14 protein-coding genes and 1 pseudogene are annotated in these 16811 nt (G+C 66.0%); 7 read left to right on the forward strand and 8 right to left on the reverse strand.

What is annotated here, in order from left to right; genetic code table 11:
• The 3 genes and pseudogenes from E6O51_RS17985 to E6O51_RS17995 form a co-directional block, all read right to left on the reverse strand.
• A pseudogene (locus tag E6O51_RS17985) lies at positions 1-123 on the reverse strand (electron transfer flavoprotein subunit beta/FixA family protein); the annotation flags it as partial.
• A 133-nt stretch (positions 124-256) separates the two neighbouring features.
• Complete coding sequence (locus E6O51_RS17990; RefSeq protein ID WP_136386399.1) at positions 257-1426, reverse strand: response regulator; 1170 nt, start codon at positions 1424-1426, stop codon at positions 257-259.
• Complete coding sequence (locus tag E6O51_RS17995) at positions 1423-5814, reverse strand: response regulator (RefSeq protein ID WP_136386400.1); 4392 nt, start codon at positions 5812-5814, stop codon at positions 1423-1425. Before E6O51_RS17995 ends, E6O51_RS17990 begins: the two co-directional genes overlap by 4 nt.
• 327 nt (positions 5815-6141) lie before the next feature.
• Here E6O51_RS17995 and E6O51_RS18000 point away from each other — a divergent pair, with 327 nt between their 5' ends.
• The 4 genes from E6O51_RS18000 to E6O51_RS18015 all read left to right on the forward strand — a co-directional run bounded on the left by E6O51_RS18000 (position 6142) and on the right by E6O51_RS18015 (position 8900).
• Positions 6142-6390 (forward strand): type II toxin-antitoxin system Phd/YefM family antitoxin, encoded by a 249-nt coding sequence (locus E6O51_RS18000; protein WP_136386401.1) that lies wholly within the window; start codon positions 6142-6144, stop codon positions 6388-6390.
• Positions 6383-6796, forward strand: coding sequence for a putative toxin-antitoxin system toxin component, PIN family (locus E6O51_RS18005; RefSeq protein WP_136386402.1), 414 nt, complete (start codon positions 6383-6385; stop codon positions 6794-6796). Before E6O51_RS18000 ends, E6O51_RS18005 begins: the two co-directional genes overlap by 8 nt.
• Before the next feature lie 229 nt (positions 6797-7025).
• Positions 7026-7451: a c-type cytochrome gene (locus tag E6O51_RS18010; RefSeq protein ID WP_136386403.1), complete on the forward strand. Its 426-nt coding sequence runs from the start codon at positions 7026-7028 to the stop codon at positions 7449-7451.
• Positions 7452-7490: 39 nt separating this feature from the next.
• On the forward strand, positions 7491-8900 hold the full coding sequence (locus E6O51_RS18015; RefSeq protein WP_136386404.1) for a cbb3-type cytochrome c oxidase subunit I: 1410 nt from the start codon (positions 7491-7493) through the stop codon (positions 8898-8900).
• A gap of 112 nt (positions 8901-9012) precedes the next feature.
• Here E6O51_RS18015 and E6O51_RS18020 read toward each other — a convergent pair whose 3' ends face one another.
• The 5 genes from E6O51_RS18020 to E6O51_RS18040 all read right to left on the reverse strand — a co-directional run bounded on the left by E6O51_RS18020 (position 9013) and on the right by E6O51_RS18040 (position 13321).
• Positions 9013-9216: a hypothetical protein gene (locus E6O51_RS18020; protein ID WP_136386405.1), complete on the reverse strand. Its 204-nt coding sequence runs from the start codon at positions 9214-9216 to the stop codon at positions 9013-9015.
• The gene (locus tag E6O51_RS18025; RefSeq protein WP_136386406.1) at positions 9200-10096 is read right to left on the reverse strand and encodes an antitoxin; all 897 of its coding nucleotides are present in this window, start codon (positions 10094-10096) and stop codon (positions 9200-9202) included. The genes E6O51_RS18020 and E6O51_RS18025 overlap by 17 nt, the downstream gene beginning before the upstream one ends.
• Positions 10096-11190, reverse strand: coding sequence for a hypothetical protein (locus tag E6O51_RS18030; protein WP_136386407.1), 1095 nt, complete (start codon positions 11188-11190; stop codon positions 10096-10098). Before E6O51_RS18030 ends, E6O51_RS18025 begins: the two co-directional genes overlap by 1 nt.
• Before the next feature lie 132 nt (positions 11191-11322).
• A complete protein-coding gene (locus E6O51_RS18035; RefSeq protein WP_136386408.1) occupies positions 11323-12252 on the reverse strand; it encodes a LysR substrate-binding domain-containing protein in 930 nt (309 codons plus the stop codon).
• Positions 12239-13321, reverse strand: a complete 1083-nt coding sequence (locus E6O51_RS18040; RefSeq protein WP_136386409.1) for an AbrB family transcriptional regulator — start codon at positions 13319-13321, stop codon at positions 12239-12241. The genes E6O51_RS18035 and E6O51_RS18040 overlap by 14 nt, the downstream gene beginning before the upstream one ends.
• Before the next feature lie 426 nt (positions 13322-13747).
• On the opposite strand from E6O51_RS18040, the gene E6O51_RS18045 reads away from it, so the two are divergent.
• The 3 genes from E6O51_RS18045 (at position 13748) to E6O51_RS18055 (ending at position 16792) form a co-directional block, all read left to right on the forward strand.
• Complete coding sequence (locus tag E6O51_RS18045) at positions 13748-14761, forward strand: tripartite tricarboxylate transporter substrate binding protein (protein ID WP_168735321.1); 1014 nt, start codon at positions 13748-13750, stop codon at positions 14759-14761.
• Between the two features lie 80 nt (positions 14762-14841).
• Positions 14842-15285: a tripartite tricarboxylate transporter TctB family protein gene (locus E6O51_RS18050; RefSeq protein WP_136386411.1), complete on the forward strand. Its 444-nt coding sequence runs from the start codon at positions 14842-14844 to the stop codon at positions 15283-15285.
• 7 nt (positions 15286-15292) lie between these two features.
• Entirely contained in the window at positions 15293-16792 is a 1500-nt protein-coding gene (locus E6O51_RS18055; protein ID WP_136386412.1) for a tripartite tricarboxylate transporter permease, read from the forward strand.
• Positions 16793-16811: the final 19 nt, after the last annotated feature.

Genomic DNA, 16811 nt, shown 5'->3' on the forward strand with positions numbered 1-16811 from the left:
GATCTCGTCGAAGGGATTCATGCTCATCTTGACGTTGGCAATGTCCACGCCCGTGCCGTCGCCCTTGACCCGCACCTTGACGTTGTAATCGACCACGCGCTTGACTGGAACCAGTATCTTCAAAGCCGTCCTCCTTGGTGATTGCTGCCGGGGCGAACACGCCCCGCCGCTCGGGAGGACCGAGTCTAGCCAGTTCACCTCCGTCCGGCGTTCGCATTTATCAAACGGTGGCTTCAGGGATGAAAAAGCGCCCCGCCTAGAACTTCACCTGCTCCGCCACGTCGGCCTCCAGGCGCTGCACCTCCCGCGCCAGGTCCGCCTCGCTGTCCTTGTAGCGTGCGGCGATGTCCTGGAATTCGGGCTCGATGAGCACGAAGGCTTCGACGATGTCCGGGTCGAAGTGCTTGCCGCTGCCTTCGACGATGATCTGGCGGGCCTGCTCGTGGGTCATGGCCGGCTTGTACACCCGGCGGCTGATCAGCGCGTCGTACACGTCGGCCACGGCCATGAGCCGGGCCGGGATGGGGATGGCGTCGCCCGCCAGGCCCTGGGGATAGCCGCTGCCGTCCCATTTTTCCTGGTGGCCGTAGGCGATCTCCTTGGCGCAGGCGAGGAAATCCACCGTCATCCCCAGGCGCTTTTCCGCCTCCTCGATGGCGTCGCGGCCCAGGGTCGTGTGGGTTTTCATGATCTCGAATTCCTCGGGCGTGAGGCGCCCGGGCTTGAGCAGGATGCGGTCCGAGATGCCCACCTTGCCGATGTCGTGCAGGGGCGCGGACTTGTACAGGATGTCGATCGCCGCGTTGCTCAGATAGTCCCGGAAGCGGGGATGGGGCTGGAGCTGGCGGGCGAGCGCGCGCACGTAGTGCTGGGTGCGGCGGATGTGGTTGCCGGTCTCGTTGTCGCGGGTTTCCGCCAGGGAGGCCATGGCCAGGATGGTCACGTCCTGGATGGCCTGCACTTCGCGCGTGCGCTTGGCCACCTCGGTTTCCAGGAAGGCGGCCTTGTCGCGCAGGAAGTCGGCGCTCGCCTTCAATTGCAGGTGGGTGGCGACGCGGGCGAGCACGATGGGCGGGCTGATGGGCTTGGTGATGTAATCCACCGCCCCCAGCTCGAAGCCGAGCTGCTCGTCCTCGACCTCGGTCTTGGCGGTGAGGAAGATCACCGGGATGTCCCGCGTGGCCGGTTCCGCCTTGAGCCGCTCGCAGACCTGGTAGCCGTCCAGGTCCGGCATCATGATGTCGAGCAGGATCAGGTCCGGCGGCGTGTCCGAGGCGGCGATGCGCAGCGCCTTCTCGCCGTGGTTGGCCACCTTCACCCGGTAGAGGTCCTTGAGCAGGCCGCTCATCAGGGAAAGGTTGTCCGGCGTGTCGTCCACCACCAGTACGGTGGGCTTTTCGATGACGATGTCCAGCGCGTCGCTCATGAATGTTCTCCCGACGTGAGGTGGCGCTCGGCACAGGCCTTGCGCAGAATCTCCAGGGCGGCCTCGAACTCGAAACGCTCGACGGCCCCTTCGAGAACAACAAAATCCTCGACCAACCCCCGGCGCAGCAGTTCCTGCTCCGCCTGCAGCAGTTCGCCAGCCTCCGCGTCGTCGTCGGCGAGGAGCGCCTCCAGACGCTGCAGCACGGCCTGCAAACGGTCCCGGTCCACGGGCGGCGCGGGTTCGCCGCGGGCGGAGACCTCGAGCACGCCCGCCAGCGTCTCCAGCAGCGGGTCGAGAACCTGCTGCAGGGCGTCGAGCAGAGGCCGGCATTTCTCGGCCGACGCCTTCTCCCGGCAGGCGGCCTCGACCCGGGCGGCGGCCTCCTGCACCGCCGCGGCGCCGATGTTGCCGGCCACGCCCTTGAGCGTGTGGGCCAGGCGTTCGGCCAGGGGCCAGTCGCCGGCCGCCAGGGCGTCGGCCACGCGGGCCGGCGCATCGGCCTGGCCGGCACGGAATTTCTCCAGCATGGCGCGGTACAGGCTTTCCTTGCCCAGCACGCGGCGCAGGCCGTCGGCGACGTTCAGGCCGGGAATCCCGGTTGGCAGTCCGCCCGCCGCCGGGGGCGCCGAAGCGGCGGAAGCGGCGGAAGAGGCGACCGGCACCGCGTCCGCCCCGTGCCCGAGGCCCGGCCGCGGCGCGATCCAGCGCCGCAGGGCGGCCCATAGCTGGTCCGGTTCGATGGGCTTGGCCACGTGGTCGTTCATGCCCGCTTCCAGGCAGCGCTCCCGGTCGCCCTGCATGGCGTTGGCGGTCATGGCCACGATGGGCAGCCTGCAGCCCTGGGCGCGCAGGCGGCGGGTGGCTTCCAGGCCGTCCATCACCGGCATCTGCATGTCCATCAGCACCAGGTCGTAGGGCAATTCCCCGGCTGCCTGCACCATGTCCACGGCCACCGCACCGTCTTCGGCCACCTCCACCTGGAAGCCGGCATCGGCGAGGATTTCGCTGGCCACCTGCTGGTTCAGCTCGTTGTCCTCCGCCAGCAGGATGCGCGCGCCCGCCAGGGACTCCAGGCCGGAGCCGGAGCCCAGGAGCGCCTCGCTGCTCGCCTCGCCCGGCAGCTCGGCGCCGCCCAGCAGGCGCATGATCTCCTCGAACAGCAGGGAGGGGCTGACCGGCTTGATGAGCACGTTCTCCAGGCCGGCATGGGCGGCGCTGTGCATGACTTCTTCGCGGCCATGGGCGGTAACCATGGCCATGCGCGGGCAATCCGGCCCCAGTTCGGCCTGCAGGCGCCGGGCCGTTTCGATGCCGTCCATGTCCGGCATCTGCCAGTCCACCAGCGCGACCTGGAAGGGCCGGCCCTCCGCCCGGGCGCGCACCGCCATGTCCAGCGCCTCCGGGCCGGAGGCGGCCTCGCCCACGGCCAGGTTCATCCCCACCAGCATCTCGCGCAACACCGCGCGGGCATTCTCGTTGTCATCCACCACCAGCACCCGGCTGCCCGCCAGTTCGCTGCTCAGGGCCAGCGGGCGGCGCTTCTTGCGGCTGAGCCCCAGGCGGGCGGTGAACCAGAACGTCGAACCCCTGCCCGCTTCCGAATCCACGCCCACTTCGCCGTCCATCAGCTCCGCCAGGCTCTTGCAGATGGCCAGCCCCAGCCCGGTGCCGCCGTACTTGCGGGTGGTGGAGGTATCGGCCTGCTGGAAGCTCTGGAACAGGCGCGCCTGCTGCTCGGGGGTGAGGCCGATGCCGGTGTCGCGTACGGCGAAGTAGAGCAGCACGCTTTCCGCATCGGCCTCGCGCATCTGCACCAGGATGTCGATTTCGCCCCGTTCGGTGAACTTCACCGCGTTGTTGGCATAGTTGATCAGCACCTGGCCCAGGCGCAGGGGGTCGCCCAGCAGCAGGGTGGGCACGTCCCGGTCCACGCCGAACACCAGCTCCAGCCCCTTGGCAGCCGCCTTATCGGCGATCAGGTTGCCCACGTTCTCCAGCACTTTCTGCAGATCGAACTCCACGTGCTCCACGGTGAGCTTGCCGGCCTCGATCTTGGAGAAGTCCAGGATGTCGTTGATGATGCCCAGCAGGTGCTGGCCGGACTGCTGGATCTTCTCCACGTAGTCCCGCTGCCGGGGGCTGAGTTCGGTCCTCATGGCCAGGTGGGACATGCCGATGATGGCGTTCATGGGCGTGCGGATCTCGTGGCTCATGTTGGCCAGGAAGTCCGACTTCATGCGCGTGGCCTCCTCGGCCTCTTCCTTGGCGCGGCGCAACGCCGCTTCCTGCTCCTTGCGCAGGGTGACGTCTACAACGGAAACGGCCGCCGACTGCAGGCGCCCGCTGATGGCCGGCAACGGCCCGAGGCCGATCTCGGCGGGGAAGAAGCTGCCTTCCCGGCGCCGCGCGGGCAGTCCCCTGCCCTGGTCCATGGAGCGCACGTCGGGGTGGCTGAAATAGCCCGCCATGTGGTCCCTGTGGCGCCCGGTCACGTTGTCCGGCATCAACCGTTCGACCGGCTGGCCCACCAGTTCCTCCTCCTCGTAGCCGAACAGGCGCTTGGCCTGGCGGTTGGCCAGCGCAATGGACCCGCCGGCATCCACGACCAGCAGGCCGACCGGGGCCGATTCCAGGATCGCCTTGAACCATGCTTCGGTCTCCCGCAGCACTTGCTGGGCTTCCTCGCGCTGGGTCACGTCCAGCCAGTAGCCGTTGCGGGATACCGTGCCGTCGGCCAGCATGGTCAGTTCCGAACAGGTTTCCACCCAGCGCACACCCTTTTCGGGCAGGCTGACCCGCGCCATGAACACGGTGCCCGGACTTTCCGTCGCAGTCTCCGCGGGCCTGCCGCGCACCGCCTCCGCATCCTCCGGATGCAGGTATTTCCGCCACAGCATGGGATTTTCCAGAATCTCCCGATGGCTGACGCCGAGGATGTCCTTGACCGGGCTGCTGACGAAGACGAAACCCGCCGTGCCGTCGGGGTGGCTTTCGTGGCGGAACACGGCGCACGGCAGGGAATCGGCCATGTCCAGGAGCATGCGGCGGGAGAGTTCCGCGGCGGACTTGGCGTCCTCCAGTTCGCGGGTGCGCTCCAGCACCTTCTCTTCCAGGTGGGCGTTGGCTTCCTCCAGCGAGCGGGTCGCCCGCAGCAGTTCCACGCGCATGCTCTCCTGGGCGCAGGCCAGCTTGTCCACCTCGCGCCAGGAAGCCTGCACCCGCACCGGCTGCTGCAACTGCATGTTGCCCAGGCGTACGCTCTCGGCGGTGAGTTGCTCCACCGGGCGCGAGAAGCGCGCCGCCATGCGCAGGGCGACCACGAAGGCGAAGGCCAGCACGCCCAGGGTCAGGGCGATGCCCAGGGGCAGATCCCTCGCCCGGCCGGGGACGAAATCCTTTTCCGGCGCGAACAGGCCCAGCCAGAAAGGCTGGGTACCCAGGATCAGGGGGCGGAAATAGGCGAACCAGTGGGCGCCGCCCGATTCGTAGGGCAACAGGCGATCCCCGGCCTGCCCGCTCGCCTGCCAGCGGCCAAAACCGCCCGACAGGGAAGGGATGTCCAGTTCCAGCGGGGTCTTCAGCATGGCCTCGCGCATCGCCGCGTCTTCCTCGAAACGGCCGCGGCGCGGCAGTCCCACCACCTTCATCCCGGCTTCGGCCATCAGCATGGAGAAACCTTCCCCGCCCACCTGCAGTTGCGAGGAATACTGGGAAAGATCGATCAGGGTCACGTCGTGGCCGATCACGTAGCGACTGCCGTCCGCGGCCCTCCACTGCCGGGCCACGGTGACCCCCGGATCGCCGGTGGTGTAGAAGATGTAGGGCGCGGTCCAGTACGGCAGGGGGTCGTTGTCGCTCAGGGCCATGGCGCCGTTGAACCAGAGCCGGGTGCGGGCGTCGTAGTCCAGCTCGCGCATCTCCACCCGCGCCAGTTCCCCGTCCGCGTTCCAGAACATCCAGAAGGTCTGCCGCCCCCACAGGTCCGGATGGCTGATGCGGTTCATCCAGCCGCCGTTCCCGTCCGGCAGCAGCAGGATTTCCCGCCCCGACTCGTGGGCGAAGATCACCGAGGCGATGTCCGCGTTGTGCCGGATGAGCGGGGAGAAGAAGCGGTTGAAGCCCAGGATGTCGTCCTGGTCCAGATTCCCGTCGACGCCCCACTGGCGGCTGGTGTTCAGCGTGGTTTCCACGGTGGCCAGCAGGCGCTGCATGCGCGCCTCGACCCCGGAGGCAGCCTGGACCATCTGCGACTGGGCGATCTCCCCGATGGCGGGGACGACGATGAAGCGGTAGGCACTGAAGGCGAACAGCGCCAGCGTCGCCAGCACGATCAGGAAGGCGTGCAGGACGAGGCTTTCACGGATGCTCAGACGGGGGAGGGCCATGCGGATGCCTACCTCATCGCAGGAAACAAGGGGTGAAAGATACGACCACCGAAGCCGCTGCCGGGAAAAAAGTGGCGGCTACCAGTCAATTCAAGCACAAATTTTCCGTTTTCCATGACGCAAGCGTGGAGTGGGTCACACCATGCGACCAACGGCCTGTCTTCTGCGGTTTCTCCCACCCGCGCTGCGTTGCCGCCTGGAACTGCGGCACAGGTAATGCCTGGCGCGCAGCCTGTGCGGGAAAGGCCGGAGTTGCCCCGTGAAGCCGCACATACAAAAGGTACAAGATGTACAATTCCCACCCACTGACTGGCAGGAGAAAAAGGCATGCGTACCGTCACGGCAAGCGAGGCCAAACAGGGCTTGGCCGGCGTCATCGAAGCAGCAGCACGCGAACCGGTGGTCATCCGCCGGCAGAAGCGCGACGTCGCGGTGGTGATGTCGATGCAGGAATACGAACGACTGGTCCGTCTGAACGTAAGCGAGTTCCAGCGTTTCTGCGATGCCGTGGGAGCCCAGGCCGCAGAGCGGGGTTTGACGGAAGAAAAACTCGGCAGGCTACTGGCCGATGATTGAATCGGTACTTTGGGTTCTCGACACCAACGTACTGGTCAGCCGTCTGCTTGCACCGCGCGGCATCGCCGCCCGCGCGGTTGACCACGCGCTCTCGCGCGGCACGTTGCTGATGTCCGAGGCCACGCTTGCCGAACTGGTCCTGGTGCTCGGCCACCCCAAGTTCGACCCTTACGTGACCCGCGAGGAGCGCCAGCGTTTCATCGCCCTGCTCGGTGGCGTCGCGCGTACCGTTCCGATCAATCGACGCTTTCGCGCCTGCCGCGACCCGAAGGACGACAAGTTCCTCGACGTAGCCTGGAACGGCGGCGCCAAGGCCATCGTCACCGGTGACGGCGACCTGTTGGCGCTCGACCCTTTTCACGATATCCGCGTCGTCGCTCCGGCGGATTTCCTCGCGCTCCCTTAGCCGCAAACCTTCATAAGGATGGACTTCCCCCTGCCCGTTCTCTGAACCGGGCGGGGCTTCGGTCGCCATCAGGGCGCCAGACCGGCAAGGCGGATGCGGTTCCCTCCGGGCCGTTTTGATGCAAATCATGGAGCCCCCACCCCCCCGTAAATACAGTGCGCCGAACCTTCGGGTTTGCTGGACCTGTTCAGACACTCACACGGACGCACGAAACAATGAGGGGAAAACCATGAGCGGCACCTTCACCAAGGCGATGGCCCGCAACATCTTTTACGGCGGGACGGTGTTCTTCTTCCTGCTCTTCCTGGCGCTGACCTTCGACACCACGTCGGGGCTGCCCAAGAGCGACAACCGCCACAACATCACCCCGGCGGTGGCGGCGGGCAAGCATATCTGGGAGACCCGCAACTGCCTGGGCTGTCACACCCTGCTGGGCGAAGGGGCGTACTACGCGCCTGAGCTGGGCAACGTGTACAAGCGCCGCGGGCCGGAGTTCATCAAGGCCTGGATACAGTCGCAGCCGACCGGCGCCCCCGGCCGCCGGCAGATGCCCAACTTCAATCTGTCGGACGAGGAGCTGAACAACCTCGTGGAGTTCCTCAAGTACACCTCCGAGATCAACACCCAGAACTGGCCGCCCAACATCGAGGGCTGAGGAAATGCGCGCACCGAAAACTCCAAGGGGAATGCTGTCATGAAATACAAATCTCAAGCGGTCGCCATGCCCTACTTCATCGCGGCGATCGGGCTGTTCGTGGGGCAGATCATTTTCGGCCTGATCCTGGGCCTGCAGTACGTGGTGGGGGACTTCCTGTTCCCCGAAATCCCGTTCAACGTGGCCCGCATGGTCCACACCAACCTGCTGATCGTGTGGCTGCTGTTCGGCTTCATGGGGGCGGCCTACTACCTGGTGCCCGAGGAATCGGAAACCGAGCTGTTCAGCTCCAAACTGGCGCTGGCGATGTTCTGGATCTTCCTGGTGGCCGGCGCGCTGACCATCGTGGGCTATCTGGCGGTGGATTACGCCACCCTCGCCCAGTACACCGGCAACGACATCCTGGCGACCATGGGGCGGGAGTTCCTTGAACAACCGCTGCTCACCAAGATCGGTATCGTGGTGGTGGCGCTGGTCTTCCTGTTCAACATCAGCATGACCGTGCTGAAGGGCCGCAAGACCGCCATCAACATCGTGCTGCTGCTGGGCCTGTGGGGCCTAGCGGTGTTCTTCCTGTTCTCCTTCTACAACCCGACCAACCTGGTGATGGACAAGTTCTACTGGTGGTGGGTGGTGCACCTGTGGGTGGAAGGCGTGTGGGAACTGATCATGGCCGCGCTGCTCGCCTTCGTGCTGATCAAGGTCACCGGGGTGGACCGGGAGGTCATCGAGAAGTGGCTGTACGTGATCATCGCCCTGGCGCTGGTCACCGGCATCATCGGCACCGGCCACCACTACTACTGGATCGGCACGCCGGAATACTGGCAGTGGTGGGGTTCGATCTTCTCCGCACTGGAGCCGATCCCCTTCTTCGCCATGACCGTGTTCGCCTTCAACATGGTGAACCGCCGCCGCCGCGAGCACCCGAACCAGGCCGCCGTGCTGTGGGCGCTGGGCACCGGTGTGATGGCCTTCCTGGGGGCCGGCGTGTGGGGCTTCCTGCACACCCTGGCGCCGGTGAACTTCTACACCCACGGCTCGCAGATCACCGCTGCGCACGGCCACATGGCTTTCTACGGCGCCTACGTGATGGTGGTCATCACCATCATCAGCTACGCCATGCCCATCCTGCGCGGCCGCGCCTGCAACAGCCGCAAGGCCCAGGTGCTGGAGATGTGGAGCTTCTGGCTGATGACCATCGCCATGGTGTTCATCACCCTGTTCCTCACCGCCGCCGGCATCCTGCAAGTGTGGCTGCAGCGCGTCTCCGACACGCCGCTGTCCTTCATGGCGGTGCAGGAGCAGGTCTCCCTGTTCTACTGGCTGCGTGAAACGACCGGCGTGGTGTTCTTCATCGGCCTGGTGCTGTACCTGGCGAGCTTCTTCGTCAAGGGCGACGAGCAGGCCGCCGCGGTGCCGGCTGGCACCGCGACCGTGCCGCGCGGCTGATAGGCTCCCTCCCCTTCAAGGGGAGGGTTGGGGTGGGGATGGGTTCATTGCCATGCTGAACGGAAACCCGTCCCCCTCCTGGCCTCCCCCTTGAAGGGGGAGGAACGCCTGCTCATGTAATTTGCAGGGCGGCCCGCGGGCCGCCCTTTTTTCTGGCGGACACCGCCGCTTTGTTCAACGCCGAACGCTTCTCGACCAGCCCCGTGACGATCCCCTCGATCAAGGCGATCTTTGCATCCTCGAAGCCCTGAAAGCGCCATCCATTGATCCTGTTTATCCAGCATCGCACCATGTGTTCCTCATCCGATTCGGACAAGGAACTGTTCGATCACATCGCTGGCCTGCCGCTGTCGCAATGCCCGCGCTTCGCGTTGCTCTGGCTCATCGCTTTCGCCCAGTTCGAACTTGGCGACCGATACTGGGCCATCCTTACGATAGCCCTCGGTCTTTTCGTCGCCTGCGAAACGATTGCGCAGGATGGCCAGCGAGGCTTCAATGACGGCGCCGTGCTTGCCGCCCCGCTCGTTGCGGAAGATGTCGGCCACGGCGTCCATGCCTTCGGGCGCATGCTCGATGCAATAGATCAGATCGTGCGCGTCTTTACGCTCGAAGCGCTGGTCGAACGCGAAGGACTTCAGGCAGGTGAAGCTGACGAGATTGGCGTGCCTGATCTTCTCGGTGGCGACGCCGTTGCCGCCCAGCAGCTCCGCTTGGATTTCGGTGAGTTGGTGCAGGTCGAAAACGATCGACGAGTGCGGGATGTTCAGGGCCGAGATCGTGCCCTCCGTTGGTAACGGCTGTACCTTGCCGCCACCGAGGTCCGGTGCATCGGCCAGCAGTTCCAGCACCATCAGCGCGCCGCGTTCGGTGCGTGCCTGCCACCGCCACGAGAGCTTCTTCCCGGCATCGTTCTCGGCGCGCTGGAAGTTCATCTTCTTGAGGTTATCCTCCAGCGTGTGATATGCCTCGGTGTCGGCCAGTATTTGCAGGTCGATCACGATGTCTACATCCAGCGTGCCGGCGTGCGCCGGCACCGCAGGCGGCCGCGCGGCGACGAGATACCGCGGCGTGAGCCCGCCGACCAGATAGACCGAATCCTTCCACGGCCCGAGACCGCGCAGCAGCGTCACGAGGACACGCTCGCAATCCACCGTGTACTGGTCGCTGTAACCGTCGAGTGTTGCGGGCTTGGCCATCAGAAGCCGATCCTTTCCTTGCGGAAGTGCTCAGCCATTTCCTTGGAGCGGCCTTCGCCGCGCAGCAGATCGAGATAGATCTGGATCGGGCTGGCCAGCCACAGGCCATCGGCCTGCTCGCGAAACAGCAGTTCACCCGGCGACTTGGCTTCGATGACGCCCAAATTGGCGCCTTCGTTGACGACACGCGCATTCAGGTCACCGATCGCAGCATCGGAGTTTGCGTCGATCTGCACGCGCACGCGCACCTGGGAAACATTGGAAAGGAAGGGCGCATAGCGTTGCGCGGCAGCCTCGTCGCTGATCGCGTACTGGACGTCGTGTGCGTCGAAGACTTGGCCGATCCGCGCCACCAGCGCGTCAGCCTTCGTGCCCGGCACGTAGTACCGGCGCAGGGTCAGCGGACGAATGCTGGCGAGTTGCTTAACCCATGCGTCCAGCAAGGCTGCTGGCTCGCGGAGGTAGCGCTCCTTGCCCGGACCTTGCCCACGTGCCTCCAGCCAGTCGAAACGCTCCAACTCGGTCAGCACCTGCGAGGCGGTGGCTGGCGACACCATCGCCTGCTGTGCCAACTTGGTGACGCCGAACCAGCTCTGATGGTGCACCAACAGGGTGTGGAGCACCTGGGCGCGTCGTCCGGTAAACAGCGTGCGCACCGACTTCGTCAGGGCCTTGGGGGGCGGTTTGTCGATGTAGAGGTATGCACCGGGCGCAGGCAGGTACAGACTGCCGCCGCTGTCGTAGTAGCCGATGCGCTCGCTTCTGAGCAGTTCCTTTGCGCCGGGGGAGATGGACTCGGCGACAAGGAGCGACAAGGGCGTGTCCCCCTGTCCAGTGGGCTTTCCGTGACTCGACGCCTGAAGCCGCCAAATTGCTTGGCGGACATCTCGGGGAAAGACGGTCTTCTTGACTTCGAGCAGCAGGACGAAGGACTTGCCGGCGACGTGCAGATCGACCTGGGCATCGTATCCACGGTCACTGCGCTGGCCGACGGGCTCCCAATGGTCGAGGTTGGCCTCCACCTCCGGAAGCTCTCGCAGAGCGTCAACGAAGCGCGCGATCAACTGTCGTTCGGTCAGGGTGGACTCAGGCATGCGACGCTGGGCCTTGTTTACTGTTCAGTAAATATGCGAAATCTAGCGAAAATATGGCCAGATGGCAATTTTTACTGCGCAGTGAAAAAGGTGCTCCTGCCGCAAGCGGAGTTGCGAGGAGTGGTTGTTGACTCACACCGTGGCCGGCCCGTCCTCGCGCACTTCCGGACGATGCACCGGCAGCATGCCCGGCATGTCGCCGGTCACGGTACCCAGGCCCATGTTCATCCTGAGGATGTCGAACACCTGCCCGATCAGCGGGGACACGGTGCCGGGCCGGCGCCACAGGTAGTAGGAGACCTCCGGCAGCCGCGGCAGCCCTTCCTTCTCGCCCAGCACCCGCATGTCGGGCCCGAGAATTTCCACGTTGCGGGCGGTGACCCCCAGCCCCGCGCGCAGCGCCGCCTTGACGCCGGGCAGGCCCGGCGAGAGATAAGACAGGGTCCAGGAAACGCTGTGACGGTCGAGGGCGTCGATCGCCAGTTTGCGGTACAGGCTGAGTTCGTCCGACAGGATCAGGGGCAAGGGCATGATGCGCCTGAACACGTAGTCGGCCGCGCACAGCCAGACCACGGGGGAATGGTGCAGCACGATGCCTTCGAGGCCGGGCGCGCTGCGGTTGGACACGGCGAGATCGAGGGTGCCGCGCTCCAGTTCGTCGAGCAGTTGCACGCTGCGGCCGTTGTGGATCTCCACGCGCAGGCCGGGAGAGAAACGGGCGACGTGGGTCAGCACTTTGGGCAGCAGGCTGTCGGCGATGCCGCCGGGCGCGCCGATGCGCAGGGTGCCACAGTTCGTGGTGTCGCTCAGGACCCGGAGCGCCTCGTCGTTGATCCGCAGCATCTGCTTGGCGTACTCGACCAGCTTCTGGCCGTATTCCGACAGGCGCTTGGTGCGTCCGTGCCGCTTGAACAGCGGCTGGCCCACGCGCTCCTCCAGGCGCTGCATCTGCTGGGTCACGGCCGACTGGGTCTTGCCCAGACGATGCGCCGTGGCAGCGAAAGTGCCGTAACGCGCCACCATCGTCAGGGTGTGGAGGAGTTCCAGGTCAAGGTACGTCATGGTTCGAAAGCGCCCGCTCGGAGTCGGAATGGGCCCGCTTTTCGATGCGGCGCAGGCCGAACTGGGTAAACAGCAGAATCAGGAATTGCCGGCTCAACTGGGCGGTCACCACCAGGCCCACGTCCGCCCCCAGGCCCAGGGCGATGACGGATATCTCCGTGACCCCGCCCGGCGCGATGGCCAGCAGGACCGTCACCAGGGGCCAGTCCAGCAGGGCGTGCACCAGCCAGGCCAGGCCGAGGGTGATGGAAAACAGCAGCACGGCCCAGATGGCCGAAGCGGCGAGCAGGTTGCGCACCGCATGATCGCCGAGCCCGGTCAGGCGCGCGCCGGCCGCCGCGCCGATGATGACCTGGCAGATGACGATGGCCCAGCCCGGCGGGGCGGCAACGACCAGTCCCGCGCCGTGCACCACGCCGCTCAGCAGCGCCGGGAACAGCAGCAGCCCGATGCGCATCCTGAAACGCCGGGCGAACAGGAACCCGCCCAGGCCGCAGGCCGCCAGTACGATCCAGTCCGCTGCCGCTGCGGCGCCGGCGGGCGGTGCGACCGCAGGGGGGAATCCCACGGTCTGGGCAATCACGTTGATGCCCACGATGATGACGACGAAGCGAACCAGATGCGTCGTCGCGATGGCCAGGGTATTGCCCCCGAGCATTGAACTCAGGGCCAGCATTTCCGACAGCCCCCCCGGAACGGCGGAAAAGAATGCCGTGACCCGGTCGAAGGCGGCATGGCGGCGGAAGAAGAAGCTGCCCAGGTGCATCAGGGTGCCCGCATACACCAGCACGACCGCCACGATGGGCCACAACTGGACCACCTGGCGGGGAAACTCCGGCGTCACCGCACTGCCGACCAGGAGGCCGATCAGCACCCTGGCCCAGTCCAGCACCGCGGGCGGCGGCCTCAGGCGCGCATCCCGGCGGACCGCAAACGCCGAAACCGCGATCGCACCCAGCATCCAGCCAAACGGAATACCCAGGGAATTGACCAGCGCACCCCCGGCAAACGCCAGTGCGATGGACAGGAGGATGAAAGGTACTGCGGCGCAGGAGCTGGAGATCACCACTTACCCGATATTCATGGACACGAGAAAAATGCGCTCCATGAATATGTGGAGCACCCAAGGATGGCGGCCAAGAATACCCGGCAAGCACATGAGCGCGGTAAATACATATTTGTGAATTGCTTATTGATATCCGGCGGAGAAACGGATCGAAGGATTCGGGCAAAAAATGCAAGCACATGAAAAACAAAGTGAAAAATAATCGATAAACCAGGCAGGACGCCATTCGATACCGGAATACTTCAAATATTCTAATGAACGAGCGCCGGCGGGCTAATACGAAAAGACTCCTCCCCGTGGATAATCTGCGGCACTTTCAGGACGCGCCGCGCCGGCATTCGAAAATACCAGATGTATTTTCCGGCCGGACTGAACGGCAAATCATCGCTGGAATTTCTTGAAACGGGAAACTACTTAGGAGCGAACACGATGAGTCATTGCGTTTTCCGGATTGCCGCCGCCCCATTGCGCGGCCTGTGCGCCACGCTGGCCTTGTTGCTCGTCGGCGGCGTCCATGCCGCCGAGCCTGCATGGACGCCGACGAAGGCCGTCGAAGTGGTGGTCGGCGTCGGTCCTGGCGGCTCCATGGACCGCACCGCCCGCATGCTCAGGGATGCGCTGGCGGCCGAGGGGCTGGTCCCCGCTGAAACCACCGTGGCCAACAAGCCGGGCGGCGGCCATGCGGTGGCTTTCGCCCATACGCTGCGCCAGGCCGGCAATCCCCACGTCATCCAGGTGGTCAACTCGCCGGTGGTCACCAACAAGCTGCTGGGCCGCAGCCCGATCGACTATACGCAGTTCACCCCGCTCGCCGTGCTGTTCGACGAACAGTTCCTCTTCGCCGTGAAGTCCGATTCGCCGATCCGCGACGCCCGCGACCTGTTCGAGCGCGTGCGCCAGGACCCGGCCAGCGTCAGCTTCTCGGTCTCCAGCGGCGTGGGCACACTCAACCACATCGCCGCGGTGCAACTGGCCCAGGCCGCCGGCGCCGACATCCAAAGGCTCAAGACGGTGAGCTTCGGTTCCGCCGCCGAGGGTGTGACGGCGACCCTGGGCGGCCATGTGGACGTGGCCATCACCACGCCTTTCAGCCTGGTGCCGTTCGCCGAGGCCGGACGCCTGCGCCTGATCGCCGTGGCCGCCGGCAAACGGCTGCCGGGCGCGCAACTGGAAGGCGTGCCCACCTGGCGGGAACTGGGGGCCGACGTGGAAATCCGCGGCTGGCGCGTGGTCGTCGGCCCGCCGGACCTGACGCCCGAGCAGGTGCGCTTCTGGGAGGAGGCCATCCGCCGCGTGACGCTGACGCCCCAGTGGCAGGCCGAACTCGAACGCAACCATCTCACCGACCGCTACGGCGGCAGCGAGGCCGCCAGGCAGTTGTTCGACAGCGATGCCGCGCGCCTGCACGCGCTCTACACCGCCCTGGGCCGGCTGGGGAACTAGGACATGGCCGTACGCATTGCCCTGCGCGGCGCCTCGCCCGCCGGCCCGATTCCCGCTGCAGGCAAGGTGGTCGGCCAGGCATGATCAACAAGATCCTCGCTCTGTTCTGCATCGTCCTGGCGACGGCGTGGTACCACGGCGCGACGCGCATCCCGGCCCTGGCCAGCGGCGGCGACCCCTTGGGGCCGCGCGCCTTTCCCATGCTGCTCGCGGCGGGCCTGCTGGGTTGCGCGGCGCTGCTGTTCTTCGAGGCCCGCCGTCAGGGCAGCCCGGCCATGGAACGCGGGGACACCGATCTGCGTGCGGTGGGCGTGGCCATCGGCCTGATCGCGCTGTATTTCGTCCTCTTCGAAAGGCTCGGCTATCTGCTATCGACCATGCTGTTCATGGCCGCCGGCATGCTCTGCTGCCATGCCAACAAGCGCGTGGCGCTGATCTGCGCGCTGGCCTTCCCGCTGTGCTCGAACCTGCTGTTCGCCCGTCTGCTGAAAGTACCGCTGCCGTCCGGCACGCTGTTCTCCTGAGGTGCCCATGGACGTCTATGCCCAGATGCTGCAGGGATTCGCCACCGTCCTTCAGCCCATCTACCTGTGGTACACGTTGCTGGGCTGCCTGCTCGGCACCGTCATCGGCGTGCTGCCGGGGCTGGGGCCGGCGGCGGGCATCGCCCTGCTGCTGCCGATCACCTTCGGCATGGACCCGACCGGCGCCCTGATCATGCTGGCCGGCATCTACTACGGCGCCATGTACGGCGGCTCCACCACCTCCATCCTGATCAACACGCCGGGCGAATCGGCGGCGGTGATGACCACGCTGGACGGCTACCAGATGGCGCGCCGCGGACGGGCCGGCGCGGCGCTGGCGGTATCGGCCATCGGCTCGTTCATCGCCGGCACCATCTCGGTGCTGCTGCTGAGCCTGTTCGCGGTACCCTTTTCCGAATTCGCCCTGCACGTGGGGCCGGCGGAATTCTTCACCCTGCTGCTGTTTTCCATGTGCTCGGTGGCGGCGCTCACCGGCAAGTCGCTGGCGCGGGGCCTGTTCTCCATGCTGCTGGGGCTGGTCATCGCCACGGTCGGTATCGACCTGCAGAGCGGCATGCCGCGCTTCACCGGCGGCCACGTGGAACTGCTCGACGGCATTCCCTTCCTGATCGCGGCGGTGGGCCTGTTCGCCCTTGCCGAAGTGTTCGTGAACCTGGAAGCCCATCTGCGGGGGCGTTCCGAGGTGCTGGGCATCTCCGGCCCCCTGTGGCTGACCCGCGAGGAATGGCGACGCTCGGTGTGGCCCATCCTGCGCGGCACCGGCATCGGCTTCGTCAAGGGCCTGCTGCCCGGCGGCGGCGCCACCATCGCCACGGTGCTCTCCTACAGCCTGGAGCGCAGCCTGTCGAAGGCGCCCGAGCGCTTCGGCAAGGGTGCGATCGAGGGCGTGGCGGGGCCGGAAGCCGCCAACAATGCCGCGGTGGGCGGCAATCTGGTGCCGCTGCTCACGCTCGGGCTGCCCAGCGGCAGCACCACGGCGATCCTGCTGGGCGCCTTCGTCATGTTCGGCATCCAGCCCGGGCCCATGCTGATGCAGCAGCACCCGGAACTGGTGTGGAGCGTGATCCACAGCATGTACGTGGGCAATCTGGCCCTGCTGGTGCTCAACCTGCCGCTGATCTTCATCTTCGTGCGCCTGCTCTACATCCCCACCGGGCTGATGCTGCCCGGCATCGTGGTCATCGCCGGCATCGGCATCTACTCCATCAACGGCAGCGTGTTCGATCTCTACCTGGTGCTGGCCTTCGGGCTGCTGGGCTACGCCTTCCGCAAGTTCCAGGTGCCCACGGCGCCGCTGGTGCTGGCCATGGTGCTGGGCGACCCGCTGGAGCAGTCGCTGCGCCAGGGGCTGACGATCTCGGGCGGGTCGCCGGCGATCTTCGTCGCCAGTCCCATCGGCCAGGTCTTCACGGCGTTGAGCGTCGGCATCCTCGTGCTCAGCTTCGTTCTGCATCAGCGGCGCGTCTGGCGCGGCGCCCTGGCATGAGACGCCGCGACACCGCTTA

It is taken from the genome of Pseudothauera rhizosphaerae, assembly GCF_004801305.1.
Lineage (GTDB): Bacteria > Pseudomonadota > Gammaproteobacteria > Burkholderiales > Rhodocyclaceae > Pseudothauera > Pseudothauera rhizosphaerae.